This window comes from Pseudomonas lundensis, from assembly GCF_015377145.2.
Lineage (GTDB): Bacteria > Pseudomonadota > Gammaproteobacteria > Pseudomonadales > Pseudomonadaceae > Aquipseudomonas > Aquipseudomonas lundensis.
In genome coordinates this window covers 2,464,218-2,479,998 of record NZ_CP062158.2, presented here as the reverse complement: position 1 = coordinate 2,479,998, position 15,781 = coordinate 2,464,218, and the positions used below count along the sequence as shown (strand labels likewise).

Annotated in this window: 12 protein-coding genes; 8 read left to right on the top strand and 4 right to left on the bottom strand. The window is 58.5% G+C overall.

Annotated features, from left to right (window positions below):
- Window positions 1-23 precede the first annotated feature (23 nt).
- A complete protein-coding gene (locus tag IF654_RS11695) occupies window positions 24-1,148 on the bottom strand; it encodes a sugar diacid recognition domain-containing protein (RefSeq protein ID WP_194862448.1) in 1,125 nt (374 codons plus the stop codon).
- 158 nt (window positions 1,149-1,306) lie between these two features.
- Between IF654_RS11695 and IF654_RS11690 the strand changes: the two genes are divergently transcribed.
- From IF654_RS11690 to rarD (IF654_RS11680), 3 genes are all read left to right on the top strand, one after another.
- Complete coding sequence (locus IF654_RS11690) at window positions 1,307-2,620, top strand: MFS transporter (protein WP_047282410.1); 1,314 nt, start codon at window positions 1,307-1,309, stop codon at window positions 2,618-2,620.
- A gap of 139 nt (window positions 2,621-2,759) precedes the next feature.
- Window positions 2,760-3,644, top strand: a complete 885-nt coding sequence (gene rarD, locus IF654_RS11685; RefSeq protein ID WP_047274654.1) for an EamA family transporter RarD — start codon at window positions 2,760-2,762, stop codon at window positions 3,642-3,644.
- 274 nt (window positions 3,645-3,918) lie between these two features.
- Window positions 3,919-4,800 (top strand): EamA family transporter RarD, encoded by an 882-nt coding sequence (gene rarD / locus IF654_RS11680; RefSeq protein ID WP_047276852.1) that lies wholly within the window; start codon window positions 3,919-3,921, stop codon window positions 4,798-4,800.
- 1 nt (window position 4,801) lies between these two features.
- Here the strand turns inward: rarD (IF654_RS11680) and IF654_RS11675 are convergent, their stop codons facing one another.
- Both IF654_RS11675 and IF654_RS11670 read right to left on the bottom strand, forming a co-directional pair.
- Complete coding sequence (locus IF654_RS11675) at window positions 4,802-6,097, bottom strand: ATP-binding protein (RefSeq protein ID WP_047276853.1); 1,296 nt, start codon at window positions 6,095-6,097, stop codon at window positions 4,802-4,804.
- A 4-nt stretch (window positions 6,098-6,101) separates the two neighbouring features.
- Window positions 6,102-6,803, bottom strand: a complete 702-nt coding sequence (locus IF654_RS11670; RefSeq protein WP_047276855.1) for a response regulator — start codon at window positions 6,801-6,803, stop codon at window positions 6,102-6,104.
- Between the two features lie 177 nt (window positions 6,804-6,980).
- On the opposite strand from IF654_RS11670, the gene IF654_RS11665 reads away from it, so the two are divergent.
- The 3 genes from IF654_RS11665 to IF654_RS11655 are packed head-to-tail and all read left to right on the top strand — an operon-like array spanning window position 6,981 to window position 11,927.
- Complete coding sequence (locus IF654_RS11665; protein ID WP_047274658.1) at window positions 6,981-8,135, top strand: efflux RND transporter periplasmic adaptor subunit; 1,155 nt, start codon at window positions 6,981-6,983, stop codon at window positions 8,133-8,135.
- A 2-nt stretch (window positions 8,136-8,137) separates the two neighbouring features.
- Window positions 8,138-11,236, top strand: coding sequence for an efflux RND transporter permease subunit (locus IF654_RS11660; protein ID WP_047274659.1), 3,099 nt, complete (start codon window positions 8,138-8,140; stop codon window positions 11,234-11,236).
- 52 nt (window positions 11,237-11,288) lie between these two features.
- Entirely contained in the window at window positions 11,289-11,927 is a 639-nt protein-coding gene (locus IF654_RS11655; protein ID WP_047274660.1) for a DUF1345 domain-containing protein, read from the top strand.
- A 56-nt stretch (window positions 11,928-11,983) separates the two neighbouring features.
- Here the strand turns inward: IF654_RS11655 and hppD are convergent, their stop codons facing one another.
- Window positions 11,984-13,060 carry a 4-hydroxyphenylpyruvate dioxygenase gene (gene hppD, locus IF654_RS11650; RefSeq protein WP_047274661.1) on the bottom strand — a complete coding sequence of 359 codons (1,077 nt, stop codon included), beginning with the start codon at window positions 13,058-13,060 and terminating at the stop codon, window positions 11,984-11,986.
- 337 nt (window positions 13,061-13,397) lie between these two features.
- Here hppD and IF654_RS11645 point away from each other — a divergent pair, with 337 nt between their 5' ends.
- Entirely contained in the window at window positions 13,398-14,948 is a 1,551-nt protein-coding gene (locus IF654_RS11645; RefSeq protein ID WP_194862449.1) for an EAL domain-containing protein, read from the top strand.
- Between the two features lie 240 nt (window positions 14,949-15,188).
- Window positions 15,189-15,548, top strand: coding sequence for a histone-like nucleoid-structuring protein, MvaT/MvaU family (locus IF654_RS11640; protein ID WP_047274751.1), 360 nt, complete (start codon window positions 15,189-15,191; stop codon window positions 15,546-15,548).
- The last annotated feature ends 233 nt before the right edge of the window (window positions 15,549-15,781 follow it).

Genomic DNA, 15,781 nt, shown 5'->3' with positions numbered 1-15,781 from the left:
GGGGCTTTTTTTTGGCGTGTGTTTCAGGCCACTGGCCGTGCCTGCACGCCGGGCGTGTGGGGCAACAGTTGCACCCCGAGGTACAACGCCAGCATGCCGTTCAGGCTCAGGGGGTCCACCCCGCTCAGTTCGGCAATCCGTTCCATCCGGTAGCGCAAGCTATTGCGGTGGATACCCAGCGCATCGGCGCACGCCTGGCTCTGACCGTCATGCTCGCACCAACTGCGCAGGGTCGCGATCAATTGCCCGTTGCTGTCCTTGGTCACCACCTTGTGCAGCGGATTGAGCAGCTCTTCCAGTGCATCGTCATTGCGATGTCGCCACAGCATCACCGGCAACCGGTAGCGGTCGAGACTCAGTAGACGGGTGTCGGGCAACACATCACGGCCATAGGCCAGTAAATCCCCCACGCGGCGATAACACCGGCGCAGCCCTTTGAGCGCATCCGCTTGCCCGCCGGCGGCGATGCGTAACACATTCCAGCCGTGGCCATCGAGCCGCTCCAGCAGACGCATGTCGTCCAGCGTGGTGGTGGCCGGACGGCACCACAGCAGCGAGGCGTCGGCCGGGCACACACACCAACTGTCCGGGTAGCGCGATTGCAACCATACGCTCAGGGCCTCGGCACTCTGGCCCTTGCCCAGTTCAAACAAATAAGGAATGCGCGACAGCTGCGGCTTGAGCCCCAGTTGCTGAGCCTCGTCGATCAGGCGCGGTGAGTCGCCGCTTTCACTCAACAACAGCGCCACCAGGTCGTCGCAGCGTTGACGCCGCCATTGCTGTTCGGCCTGCTGATGGCGTTGGCCTACCAGCATTTCGGCCGTCATGCGCACCAGTTCGGCGTAGGTGCGCAACTGCTCGGGTTCCCCGGTAAGCCCCAGCACCCCGATCAGGCGCTGATCGAGCAACAGGGGCAGATTGATGCCCGGCTGCACGCCTTTCAGGCATTTGGCGGTTTGCGCATCGATTTCCACCACCCGTCCGTTGGCCAGCACCAGTTGCGCGCCCTCATGGCGGGTGTTGATACGCTCGGGTTCGCCGCTGCCAAGGATCAGCCCCTGGCTGTCCATCACGTTAACGTTGTACGGCAAGATGGCCATCGCGCGATCCACGATGTCCTGCGCCAAATCATGATCCAGTTCGAACATAGGGTGACAATCCTTGGAAACATTTGTTCGTGCGCACAGCCCCAGCGAGAAAACGCTGTGCGGCAGCACAAAGACAGCAACGTTTGGGTGACCGAGACTCACGCAGCGACCAACGTTAACCTCGGATCGCAAAAAAACATAATAAAGAGAGACAAGAGATGTCACAGAGCGCCCCCGCTTCGCTGACCGGCGATGACGATAAAAACGCCATCTACAAACGCATCACCCTGCGTTTGATCCCCTTCATTTTTATCTGCTATCTGTTCAATTACCTCGACCGGGTAAACGTTGGCTTCGCCAAATTACAAATGCTCGACGCGCTGAAGTTCAGCGAAACCGTGTACGGCCTGGGTGCCGGGATTTTCTTCATTGGTTACGTGTTGTGTGGCGTACCCAGCAATCTGGCATTGACCCGGTTCGGCCCGCGGCGCTGGATCGCGGTGATGATGATGACTTGGGGCATCTTGTCGACCTGCCTGATGTTTGTCACCACACCGACCCAGTTCTATACCCTGCGCCTGTTCACCGGTGCCGCCGAAGCCGGGTTCTTCCCCGGCGTTGTGCTGTACCTCTCGCAATGGTTCCCGACGTTCCGTCGTGGCCGGATCATGGCGCTGTTCATGTCTGCCATTCCGGTTTCCGGCTTGATCGGCGGGCCATTCTCGGGCTGGATCCTCAGCCACTTTGCTGCGGGTCAGGGCGGACTGGCCGGTTGGCAGTGGATGTTCCTGTTGCAAGGTATCCCCACTGTCGTGCTGGGTGGGCTGGCGATCTTCCTGCTCAGCGACAGTTTTGCCAATGCCAAGTGGCTCACGCCTCACGAGCGCGCCGTGCTCGACGCTGACCACCAGCTGGACGCCGCCAACAAGCCGTCCACGGCCTCAGACTCGCTGCTGGCGGTGTTCAAGAATCCGACGATCTGGGCCTTTGGCCTGATCTACTTCTGCATCCAGAGCGGCGTGTATGCGATCAACTTCTGGCTGCCGTCGATCATCAAAAACCTGGGCTTCAGCGACACCCTGGTGATTGGCTGGCTGAGTGCGATTCCTTACTTGCTGGCCGCCGTGTTCATGTTGCTGGTGGGCCGTTCGGCCGACTTGCGCAAAGAACGGCGCTGGCATTTGGTGGTGCCCATGCTGATGGGCGCACTGGGGTTGGTGATTGCAGTCAACTTCGCCACTCAACCGGCCATTGCCATTTTGGGGCTGACCATCGCCACCATGGGTGCCCTCACCGGCCTGCCGATGTTTTGGCCTGTGCCCACTGCCATGCTCAGTGCAGGCGCGGCTGCTGGCGGCTTGGCCTTGATCAACTCCATGGGTCAAATGGCGGGGTTCCTGAGCCCGTATCTGGTGGGTTTTGTCAAAGACGCCACGGGCTCGACCGACGCTGCGCTGTACCTGTTGGCGGCGGTGATTGTCGGGGGCAGTGTGCTGGCCTTGCGCATGACCCGCGGCATGCGTCACGCCTGACGCCATCGATTTTGCTGCGCAGGGGGCGTTTTGCTGCCCCCTGCGCAGGCTATCGGCTCAGCAAGATTTGCCCTACAGCCCTTGGAGCCTCAAGCTACGCGCTTCTAATAATCAAAATGCGCGTTTCAACGAGGCTGTTGTGTCTAAAGGTATTGTTTTATCGGTTCTGGCATCGAGCTTGTTCGGTGTCATGTATTACTACACATCCCTGCTCTACCCATTGAGCGGCGCCGAAATCTTCGGCTGGCGGATGCTCCTGACCCTGCCCTGCATGACCCTGTTCATGTGCTTTTCGGGGGATTGGCGGCTGGTGCCGACGATCGTCACCCGCCTGCGGCAACACCCCCGGCTGTGGATTGCACTGTTGGCCTCCAGTGCGCTGGTGGGCCTGCAACTGTGGCTGTTTTTGTGGGCGCCCCTCAACGGGCACAGCCTGGACGTGTCTCTGGGGTACTTTTTGCTGCCGCTGACCATGATCCTCACCGGCCGTGTGGTGTACGGCGAACACCTTTCTCATCTGCAAAAAATTGCCGCCGCGCTCGCGACGTTCGGGGTCGCCAACGAGGTGTACCGGGTGGGCGGGTTTTCCTGGACCACCTTGGTGGTTGCCATCGGCTACCCGTTGTATTTCGTGCTGCGCAAGCGGATCGGCACCGACAACCTGGGCGGCCTGTGGATGGACATGCTGTTGTTGATGCCAGCGGCGTTTTTGTTCGTGCAAACAGGCGAGCACGGCTTCGATGTGGCCAGCCAGCGCGAGGCCCTGTACACGCTGATCCCGCTACTGGGGTTGATCAGCGCCCTGGCCTTGATCAGCTACATCATGGCCAGCCGGATGCTGGCCTTCAGCCTGTTCGGCCTGCTTAGCTACGTTGAGCCGGTGTTGTTGGTGTGCGTGGCGTTGCTGCTGGGCGAGAGCATCAGCGCCGGGCAATGGCTGACTTATTTGCCGATCTGGCTGGCGGTGATGGTGCTGGTTTTTGAAGGGTTCAAGCATATGGTGCGTCAGCGTAAATCCGTATAAGGCGCAGCTCATGAGCTGAATTGTCAGCTCATGACAGCTTTCAGGCCCCATCGGAGGGTCACCAGCGCCTACCGTTAATCTTTTTTATCGACAACACGAACGCGTGTTTTAAACGGGTTTGGCCCAGTATTTGCTTGCTTGTTACACGAATCAACCAGTTGGCTAACTTTTCTAGCCAACTTATTGGTTTAAAAGGCATTTGCCACGGGTGTTCCACGGCCTCAAGCTACGTGCCCACTCATACGAGTAACGCAGTAGATTCATCGAGGTTGTTGTGTCTAAAGGTATTGTTTTATCGATTCTGGCTTCATGTTTGTTTGGCGTTCTGTACTACTTCACATCCCTTCTGCGACCGCTGGACGGTCAAGAAATCTTCGGCTGGCGGATCCTGATTTCGCTGCCCTTCATGACCCTGTTTATTTGCCTGAGCGGCGACTGGAAATGGGTCCCGCTCATCTTTGAGCGTTTGCGCGCCCGACCCGCTTTGATTCCCTGCGTTGCGCTCACCAGTTTTCTGGTGGGGGTCCAGCTCTGGATGTTCATGTGGGGGCCGTTGAATGGCCATGGGCTGGATGTATCGCTGGGGTACTTCTTGTTGCCGCTGACCATGATCCTGACAGGGCGCATCGTCTACGGTGAACACCTCTCCCACCTCCAAAAAATCGCCACCGGACTGGCAGTGCTGGGGGTGGCTAATGAGCTGTACCGCACCGGCGGGTTTTCCTGGACCACGCTGGTAGTGGCCATCGGCTATCCGATGTACTTCGTGTTGCGTAAGAAAATTGGCATCGATAACTTGGGCGGCTTATGGCTGGACATGCTGTTGATGGTGCCCGTGGCGCTGTGGTTTGTGCTGGCCGGCGAGCATGTCGATCTGGACGCACAACGGCCAGCGCTCTACGCGCTTGTGCCGTTGATGGGCATCATCAGTGCAGCGGCGGGCTTCGCTTACATATTGGCCAGCCGGTTGCTGCCCTTCAGCCTGTTCGGGTTGCTCAGCTATGTCGAGCCGGTGTTGCTGGTGGCTGTCGCCCTGCTGCTCGGTGACAGCCTTGAGGCGGGTCAATGGCTGACTTACGGCCCGATCTGGCTGGCGGTGGCCGTGCTGGTGCTTGAGGGTGTCAAGCACGTGAGCCGACAGCGACGCTTGATCTGACTTACACCGGCAACCACAGCCGAAAACGCGCACCGCCCAAGGGGGACGCTTCGCTGCTCAGTGTTCCGCCTTGGGCTTCAAGGGCACGCCGACTGATCGCCAGCCCCAGACCGAAGCCTCCTGTGGCGCGGTCACGGCTGCGGTCCAGTCGATAAAACGGCTCAAACACGCGCTCGCGGTCCGCTTCAGGAATGCCGATGCCATCATCGTCCACCCACAATTCACAGCCTTGCGCAGTGACATTCACCCCCACCTGAATGCGCCGGTCACAGTAGCGCATGGCGTTGCGTAGCAAGTTCTGCAACGCGCGTGCGGTCAGCCGCGGGTCCAGCGCAAAGCGCTCCTGCGAGCCGTGCAGCAGCACGTCCAGTACGATGTCGGGGGTTTCCAGTTCTTCGTCGAAGCTGCCGAGAATGCTGTCCACAAACTCATCGAGCGACACCTCGACGCGTTCCGGCACCAGCGCCGGGTTTTGCAGGCGGCTGAACGACAGCAGCTCCAGCACCAGTTCATCCAGCTCGCGAATATGCCCGACCAACAGCTGCAAGCGCTCGCGGCTGGCGGGCGGCAGATCGTCGCACAACACCAGCGCCAGACCGAAATCCAGCCGCGTCAAGGGTGTGCGCAGTTCGTGGGACACCGCGTTGAGCAGGTCGCGTTGCTGGTTGAGCAGGCTTTCGATGTCCTGGGCCATGGTGTCAAACGCGCTGGCCAGCCCGTGAATGTTTGACCGCGGGGAGATCTGGGTGCGCTCGCTTAATTGCCCCTGACCAATCAGGGCCGCCGTGCGTTTGAGGCGTTCCAGGTCGCGCCAGTGAGGACGCAGCCACAGCAGCAAACAGCCGAGCAACGCCGCGCCGATCAGCACGTTGATGCTCCAATACAACACGTTCATGTCGAAGGGATCGGGGGGCATCACCAATTCAATCGCCTGCTGCCGGCCCAGAGGCGACACCACCCGCGTACGCCAGCCCCATTCGCCAATGCGCAACACGCCCTGCCCTTGCTGCAATTGGCGCTGTTCATCGGCATCGAAGGCGGGGTCGTTGACCGACAACAGATTGACCCGCAGTGGCGCGAACTGGCTGTCCAGCTCTTTGGCCAGCGCGGGCCATTGTTCGGCGGGTAATTGATGAAATTGTTTGACCAGCAGGGTTTGCATACCGCGCGACATGTCGACGTTGTAATTCATGAACCGATCATGAAACAGCGTGACGATCAACTCGGGCACCAGGTAAATGGCGGCGCCGAACGTGACCATGGTGACCAGATACAGCCTGAGCAGGACCTTGAACATGGTTTCAACATTCCCACTCGGAACGGCTGAACAGGTAGCCCTTGCCCCACACGGTTTTGATCTTGCGCGCTTCCCCCGCGCAGTCGTCGAATTTGCGCCGCAACTTGGAAATGGCCACGTCCACCGAGCGGTCGGTGCCATTGAACTCGATGCCGCGCAAACGCTGGAGGATCTGGTCGCGGCTGAGCACTTCTCCGGCATGCCGGGCCAGTACCACCAACAGGTTGTATTCACCGCTGGACAGCTCAATGTCTTGCTCGCGCCAAGTGACGCTGCGTTCTGACAGGTCAATGCACAAGTTGCCAATGACGATCCGGTCATTGGCCACGTGCGGCTCGATCAGGCTGCTGCGCCGCAGTAACGTGCGCACGCGAGCCAGTAATACCCGCGGCTCGCAAGGTTTTGTCACATAATCGTCGGCGCCCATCTCTAGCCCCAGCACCTGATCATGACTATCGTCGCGGGCCGTCAACATCAGGATCGGCAGGCTGGCCGAATCAGCGCGCAACAAGCGGCAGACTTGCAGGCCATCAAGGCCTGGCAACATCAGGTCAAGAATCACCAGGTCCGGGGGATTGCTTTTGGCTCGATCACGCACCAGGTCGCCACGGGCAATCACGCTGACCTCGTAGCCATTGCGTTCCAGGTAACTGGCAATCAGCTCCGAGAGCGCGGCGTCGTCTTCGACCAGCAAAATAGTGGGCATAATAAATGCTTACAACTCGGGGAAAGCCAAAGGATATACAACCTCACACGGATAGGAGCATAACCTTCACACTTTTTCACACACCTCCTACACAGCTTCACAACGCCTCTTGCGTGCTGCACTTAGCATGCGCAAGCACTTACAGAACTATCCTGCATTTATAAGAAGGCACGCTCATTGAAAAAGCTCTTTGCCCCGCTATGCCTTTCAGCGCTGGCACTGGCCCTCGCGGGGTGTGGCAAGACCCCCGACGCTGAAGAGAAAACGCCCCTGGTCAAGGTGCGAACCGAAGTCATCGCCACCGCCCCGCTGTCGATCAATAACGAATTGAGCGGACGCATCGTGGCCCCGCGCGTGGCCGAGGTGCGCGCCCGGGTGGCCGGCGTTGTTCTCAAGCGTGTGTATGAAGAAGGCAGCGAGGTCAAACAGGGCGATGTCTTGTTCCTGATTGACCCCGCGCCTTTCAAAGCCGATCTGGACAGCGCACTGGCCGCCCTGCGCAAATCCGAAGCGCTGGCCTTGCAAGCCAGGCTGCAAAGTGAGCGATATGCCGCGCTGATCGACAGCAACGCCATCAGCGCTCAGGAATACGACAACGCCCGCGCGCAGGCGCAGCAGGCGCAAGCCGATGTCGCGGCCAATAAGGCAGCGGTGCAGCGTGCCCGCTTGAACCTGGGCTATGCGACCGTGACCGCGCCGATTTCCGGCCGCATCGGCCGCGCACTGGTCACGGAAGGGGCGTTGGTCGGTCAGGGTGAAGTCACGCCTTTGGCCCGCATTCAGCAACTCAACCCGGTGCACGTTGACCTGACCCAATCCACCCGTGACCTGGACAACCTGCGTGCGTCTTTCCGCGCTGGCGAATTGCAGCAGGTCGGCAGCAATCAGGCCCGCGCAACCCTGATCCGCGATAACGGCAGCCTGTACCCGTTGCCGGGCAAATTGCTGTTCACCGACGTCAATGTAGATCCCAGCACGGGGCAGGTGATTTTGCGCAGCGAGTTTCCGAACCCGGATAACGACCTGTTGCCCGGCAGCTTTGTGCGCGTGCGCCTGGAGCAGGCCTTTAACCAACAAGGCATCAGCGTGCCGCAGCGCGCCATCTTGCGTGACAGCGCCGGAGTGGCGCAGGTGCTGCTGGTGGAAGCGGACAATCGCATCAAGCAACAACCCGTGCAGTTGGGTAACGCACAGAACGATCGCTGGATCGTCAACGGTGGCCTGAAAGCCGGCGACCGCATTGTCATCGAAGGCCTGCAACATGCCCGAGCGGGTGAACAGGTGCAAATCGATGACCCCGCACTTCCCCTCGTACAGTCCACGGATCGGTGAGCATGCCGCAGTTCTTTATCGATCGGCCCATTTTTGCGTGGGTCGTCGCGTTGTTCATTCTGCTGGCGGGGGCGTTGGCCATCCCGCAATTGCCTGTCGCGAAATACCCCAACGTTGCACCGCCCAAGGTTGAGGTCTATGCGGTGTACCCCGGCGCGTCTGCCCAGACGCTGGACGAAAGCGTGGTCAGCCTGATTGAGCAAGAGCTCAACGGCACGGATGGCCTGATGTATTTCGAATCCCAGAGCAGCCTGGGCAGTGCCTCCATCACCGCCACGTTCAAGCCTGGCATTGACCCGGAGATGGCGCAGGTCGACGTGCAAAACCGCCTTAAGGCCGTTGAGTCCCGTTTGCCTCAAGCGGTGATGCAGCAAGGGCTACAGGTCGAGAAAGTGTCGTCCGGCTTTTTGATGCTAGTGACGCTCACGGCCCATAACAGCCCGCTGGACGAGGTCGCGCTCAGTGATTACCTCGCCCGCAACGTGATGAACGAAATCAAGCGGATCGAAGGCGTGGGCAAGGCCCAGCTCTATGGCGCCGAACGGGCCATGCGCATCTGGATCGATCCGCAGAAGCTGATCGGCTTTCACCTGACCCCGGCAGACGTCAATCAAGCGATTGCCAATCAGAACGCACAGGTCTCGGCGGGCAGCATCGGTGATTTGCCGGGCCGCCCGACTCAGGAGATCACTGCCACAGTGCTGGTCAAAGGCCAACTCTCGACCCCTGAAGAGTTTGGCGACATCGTGCTGCGGGCTAACCCGGACGGGTCTACCGTGCGTGTGCGCGACGTGGCGCGGGTTGAAATCGGCAGTCAGGAATACCAGTACGGCACTCGCCTCAATGGCAAGACCGCCACCGCCTTCAGCGTGCAACTGGCGCCCGAAGCCAACGCCCTGAGCACTGCCACCCTGATTCGCGCCAAGATGGACGAATTGAGTCGCTACTTCCCGGCAGGCGTTGAATACACCATCCCGTACGACACGTCGCCCTTCGTCAAAGTCTCGATTACCAAGGTGATGTACACCCTGGTCGAGGCGATGGTGCTGGTGTTTGCCGTGATGTTTCTGTTTTTGCAGAACATCCGATACACGCTGATCCCGACACTGGTGGTGCCGGTCGCCCTGATGGGCACGTTTGCCGCCATGCTGGTGCTCGGTTTCTCGATCAACGTGCTGACGATGTTCGGCATGGTGCTGGCCATCGGGATTCTGGTGGACGACGCCATTGTGGTGGTGGAAAACGTCGAGCGGATCATGGTGACCGAGGGGCTGTCCCCGCGCGAAGCCACACGCAAGGCCATGACCCAGATCAGCGGTGCAATCATCGGTATCACCCTGGTGTTGGTGGCGGTGTTTATCCCGATGGCGTTCATGCCGGGCTCTGTGGGGGTGATTTACCAGCAGTTCTCGCTGTCGATGGCCACCTCGATCCTGTTCTCGGCGTTCCTGGCGCTGTCGCTGACCCCAGCGTTGTGCGCAACCCTGCTCAAACCCATCGCCAAGGGCGAGCACCATGCCAAGGGCGGCTTCTTTGGCTGGTTCAACGCGCGTTTTGAGCGGATGTCCCAAGGTTATGAGCACTGGGTGGTGCACGTGATCAAGCGCAGCGGGCGCTACCTGCTGGTGTACGGCGCCCTGCTGGTGATCCTGGTGGTGTGCTTTACGCGTCTGCCCTCTTCATTTTTGCCGGTCGAGGATCAGGGCTACACCATCACCGACATCCAGTTGCCGCCGGGTGCCAGCCAGGTGCGCACGATCAAGGTGGCCGAACAAATCGAGGCGCATAACGCCCGTGAACCAGGCGTGGGCAACACCACGATGATTCTGGGCTTCAGCTTCTCCGGTAACGGCCAGAACGCCGCGCTGGCATTCACGACCATGAAAGATTGGTCCGAGCGCGGCGCCAAAGATTCGGCATCAGCAATCGCAGACCGTGCCAATGCCGCGTTCAGCGACCTCAAGGATGCCGTGGCATTTGCCATCCTGCCGCCGCCCGTCAGCGGGCTGGGCACCTCGAGCGGTTTTGAGTTCCGTCTGCAAGACCGTGGTGGCGTCGGATACGACGTGCTGATGCAAGCGCGCACTGAACTGCTGGCCTTGGCCGAGAAAAGCCCTGTGCTGACCAATGTGCGTGAAAGCGCGCTGGCCGAGAGCCCCCAGGTGCAATTGGAGGTGGACCGCAAGCGCGCCAATGCATTGGGCATTTCCTTTGCCGATATCGGGAACGTGTTGTCCACGGCAGTGGGGTCGGCTTACGTCAATGACTTCCCGAATCAGGGGCGCATGCAGCGCGTGGTGGTGCAGGCCGAGGGCGATCAGCGCAGTCAGGTTGAAGACCTGCTCAAGATCAATGTGCGTAACAACCTCGACAAGATGGTGCCGTTGTCGGCCTTTGTCCAAGCCCGCTGGATTCAGGGTGCCTCGCAGTTGACGCGCTACAACGGTTATCCGGCCATCAGCATTTCCGGCGAAGCGGCCCCTGGCCACAGCACCGGCGAAGCGATGATCGAGATCCAGCGCCTGGTCGCACAGCTGCCTGCTGGCATGGGCATGGAATGGACCGGTCTGTCGCTGGAAGAAAAAATCTCCGGCGCACAGGCGCCGATCCTGCTGGGGCTGTCCTTGTTGGTGGTGTTCTTGTGCCTGGCAGCCCTGTATGAAAGCTGGTCGATTCCCACGGCGGTCCTGCTGGTTGTGCCTCTGGGCGTATTGGGCGCGGTGCTGGCAGTGACGTTGCGGGGGATGCCCAATGACGTGTTCTTCAAGGTGGGGTTGATCACGATCATTGGCCTGTCAGCCAAGAACGCGATCCTGATCATCGAGTTCGCCAAGACCTTGTATGACGAAGGCCATGATTTGGTGGATGCAACCGTACAGGCGGCGCGCTTGCGTCTGCGCCCGATTGTGATGACCTCGCTGGCCTTCATTCTCGGCGTCGTACCGCTGGCCATCGCCACCGGTGCGAGCTCCGCCAGTCAACAGGCCATTGGTACGGGCGTCATTGGCGGCATGATTGTGGCCACGCTGGCTGTGGTTTTCGTGCCGGTCTTCTTTGTGGTGGTCATGAAACGGGTGAGAAGGACACCGCGAGCCGATTAAGCGTCGACGGCGCGTGCTAAGGTTCAGCAATACCTCGTTACAGGGATTGTTTATGCCGCACCTTGCACGCACTCACCCTCGCCTGACCGCTGCCACTGTTCTGGGGGTGGCGGTCGGGATTTTCGCCCCCGCCGCGACCCTGACCACACAATTTTTACTGGGCTGGAATGCCGGTGTCTGGCTGTACCTGGCGTTGACGCTGTGGCTGGTCATTCGCGCTAAAGCCTGCGATGTCAAACGTACGGCAGAGGTCGAAGACGAAAATGCCAGCATGGTGCTGTTCACGGTCTGTGTGGCGGCATTGGCCAGCCTGGCGGCGATCACCCTTGAGCTTTCCGGCAACAGCAAACTCAGCAACGCCGATCAGGCCATGCACTACGCGTTTACCGGCATGACCATCGTCGGGTCGTGGTTGATGATCGGGGTTATTTTCAGCCTGCACTACGCCCGGCTGTTCTATAACCACGAGGGGCCGGAGCCTGCCCTGCGCTTTCCTGAGGGGGAGCTGGACCCCGATTACTGGGATTTTCTCTACTTCTCGTTCACGCTGAGCGTGGCGGTACAAACCGCCGACGTAGCGATTGCCACCCGCGAGATGCGTAAAGCCGTGCTGGGGCATTCGCTGCTGGGTTTTTTGTTCAATACCGCTGTGCTGGGGTTCTCGATCAACATCGCTGCCGGATTGTTTTAGCCTCAAAAAAAACGCCCGGCCGAATGATCGGGCGGGCGTTTCTTTAGGTGTCAGGATCAGTCTGCGGTCAAAACACCGCGACGCACCTGATCGCGTTCGATGGATTCGAACAGGGCTTTGAAGTTGCCTTCGCCAAAACCGTCGTCGCCCTTGCGCTGGATGAACTCGAAGAACACCGGGCCCATCAGGGTTTCGGAGAAGATTTGCAGCAGCAAGCGCTTGTCGCCCTTGTCGGACGAGCCGTCGAGCAAGATCCCGCGAGATTGCAGGGCCTCTACCGACTCGCCATGGTTGGGCAAGCGGCCTTCAAGCATTTCGTAGTAGGTGTCTGGTGGCGCGGTCATGAAACGCATGCCGATTTTCTTCAGTGCGTCCCAGGTCTTGACCAGGTCATCACTGAGGAATGCCACGTGCTGGATGCCTTCGCCGTTGAACTGCATCAGGAACTCTTCGATCTGCCCTGCGCCCTTGGACGACTCTTCGTTCAACGGGATGCGGATCATGCCGTCCGGGGCGGTCATGGCCTTGGAAGTCAGGCCGGTGTACTCACCCTTGATGTCGAAGTAACGAATCTCACGGAAGTTGAACAGTTTTTCGTAGAAGTTGGCCCAGTACGCCATGCGGCCGCGGTACACGTTGTGGGTCAGGTGATCGATGATTTTCAGGCCCGCCCCCACTGGATGACGGTCCACGCCTTCAATGAACACGAAGTCGATGTCATAGATCGAACTGCCTTCGCCATAGCGGTCGATCAGGTACAGCGGCGCACCCCCGATGCCCTTGATCGCAGGCAGGTTCAGCTCCATTGGGCCGGTCGGGATTTCAATCGGTTGTGCGCCCAGCTCGAGGGCACGGGCATACGCCTGCTGCGCATTGCGCACGCGAAAGGCCATGCCGCACACGGACGGGCCGTGTTCGGCAGCAAAATAGGAGGCTACGCTGTGAGGCTCATTATTGAGGATCAGGTTGATGTCGCCCTGACGGTACAGGTGGACAGCTTTGGAGCGATGGGTAGCGACTTTGGTGAAACCCATGATTTCAAAAATGGGTTCGAGGGTATTCGGCACAGGGGATGCGAACTCGATGAATTCAAAGCCCATCAGACCCATTGGGTTTTCGTATAGATCAGCCATTTTGGCGCCTCATCTTGGTCATTTTTAGAATTAACGTAGGGTTATTTGCTAAGAATGCAGAGGCTGTCAGGCGGCGCACAGGAGATGCCACGTACACTGCGCGCAAGGAAATCACCGTGAATCAGTTGGAACCCGAATATCTTCATGTCGACCCATCTCGTGCGGGCGGGGCTTCTGCTTGCAGAAGTCATTATTCTTGTATGCGTAAGCGGATTCTACATGGCGTAATCAGGTTTGTCCCCGCCACGCGTGAATTTGTGGCGTACCAATGCTAGCCTTTTCCTATTACGGCCCACCTTCTTTCTATTTATAGCCCTTTGTCTGTGCAGGAACCTGAATGCCTTTGACGCTGAAGTTGACCCGCAGATGGACAGAGCGTTACGCGTTGGTTGTGCTCAGTGGTTTACTGCCCGTGGTGCTGGGCTTGTTCATCATCGCCTGGCAGGCTGACCGCTCACTCAAGCTGGTGGCTAAACAGACCGTGACCGAAGCGGTCAGGCAATTCGACCAGATGCTCGATAACGCGGCACTGGCCACCGACGTGGTGTTGCCCTTATCCGGCCAGGAATGCACGCAGGTCGAACTGGCCCTGCGCGATCAAGTCACTCGTCGTCCCTTTGTGCGCTCAGTCAATCTGGTGTGGGACAACCAGCTGTATTGCTCTTCCTTGTTTGGCAATTTCAAAGAAACCGTCAACCCGGAAAATTACGTGGCAGGTCGATTGTGGTTGATGTCGGGCAACCCGGTCACCCCGAATGAACCGCTGTTGATCTTGCGCAAACAGAAAGACCATCAAGGCGTGTTGGTCAGCCTTTATGGTTTTCACCTGGTCAATGTGTTGGGGCTGATCAATCATAAAACCCTGTTATTGCTGCAAGTGGGCGACGCCTGGATAGATCGCTATGGGGTCGCTCGCACAACGCCTGTGCCTGACTATCCGGTGGCGCAGGTCAGCTTGCCCTCTGCGCAATACCCTTACCGCGTCGTGGCCGGTTTCAGCGACGGCGAGGTGTGGCGTTTTGCGTTTATGGAATACCCCGGATTGATCGCCTTAATGATCTTTTTGGGCGTGGTCTCGGCGGGCACCGTTCGCTGGTTGCAAAAGCGCGCGTCGTCTCCCAGCCATGAACTTCAGCGTGGGCTGGAGGCCGGAGAATTCATTCCTTTCTTTCAGCCCATCGTGCGGTCTGATGACCGACAGTGGGCGGGCGCGGAAGTATTGATGCGCTGGCAACACCCCCGTGAAGGTCTGGTGCGCCCTGATTTGTTTATACCGTTTGCCGAACACTCCGGGCTTATCGTGCCCATGACGCGATCTTTGATGCAGCAAACAGCAAAGTTACTGGCGCCACAGGCTACTAGCATGGAGCCGGGGTTTCATATCGGGTTCAATATCACGGCGCGTCACTGCCAGGATCTGGAACTGGTTGAAGATTGCAGGACGTTCCTTAAAGCGTTTGCGCCAGGGCATATCAAACTGGTACTGGAGTTAACGGAGCGCGAATTAATCGTGCCCAGCGAATTGACGCACCGCTTATTCGCCCAACTTCATGAATTAGGGGTGATGATTGCCATTGATGATTTTGGTACTGGACATTCCAGTCTGGGCTACCTGCACGAATTCAATGTCGATTACCTGAAGATAGATCAAAGTTTCGTCGCCATGATTGGTGCCGATGCGCTGTCCATTCATATTCTCGACGCCATTATTGAGCTCAGCGCAAAACTGGGCCTGGGCGTTGTCGCTGAAGGGATTGAAACCGAAGAACAAAGCCAGTATCTGGCGGCCCGGGGCGTGGCGTTTTTACAGGGTTATCTGTTTGCGCGCCCGTTACCGGCGGACCAGTTCATCGTGTCTTTGCGCGAGCGACCGGCCCGAAAAACTTAGAGGGGCGATCGTTTATCAGCCTCAATTGAACCCCTGGTACTAACTGCGTGTAGTGTGTGGCAGTTTGCAGATTAACAACTACAATTTTTTTGACCGAATCCAGGTTGTCCGAATAGTTGTGTTACTGGGCAGTCATTGTCAAAGAACGGATGAAGTACTGCCCTGTCTACCTTATGTTGCCCATCTTTCTTTCTACACATCGGTTAGGTACATACCGAACCCACGATCGGAGTAATGACTTTGAGCAGACTTGCCGAGTTTCGCGCCGCTGAAAAGGCGCTGCAAGAACAAATGGCGCAGTTGGAGGCCTTGAAAAATGATGCCGGTTTAAAAAAGGAGATTGAATTCGAGCAAAAACTTCAAGGATTGATGAAGTCCTACAATAAGAATTTGCGCGACATCATTGCGATTCTTGATCCTCACCCGGTGACATCAAAGGTTTCGACGGCCCCTAAACAGCGCAAAGCCCGTGTCGTAAAGGTCTACCACAACCCGCATACCGGTGAACTGATTGAAACCAAAGGCGGTAACCACCGCGGGCTCAAAGCCTGGAAAGAACAGTACGGCGCATCAACGGTAGAAAGCTGGGTGAGAACCTGACCCTTCATCCAAAAGCCCTGTTCGTCAGGGCTTTTTTTGGCGATTTATTCAGCGTCTGCCTCTACACAGCGTATTCGCCCGAGGGCCGATCGTGCGCAGACCGTTCAGCCGGCAGACCGGTCCGATAGTCGCAGGCGCATCAATATTCACAATTTTTTCACACCGCAGGTTTCAGGATGAAGGCTGCTAAAGGACTAGCGCCCCATGCCCGCTTCGGCGGGCTTCTTTTTGCC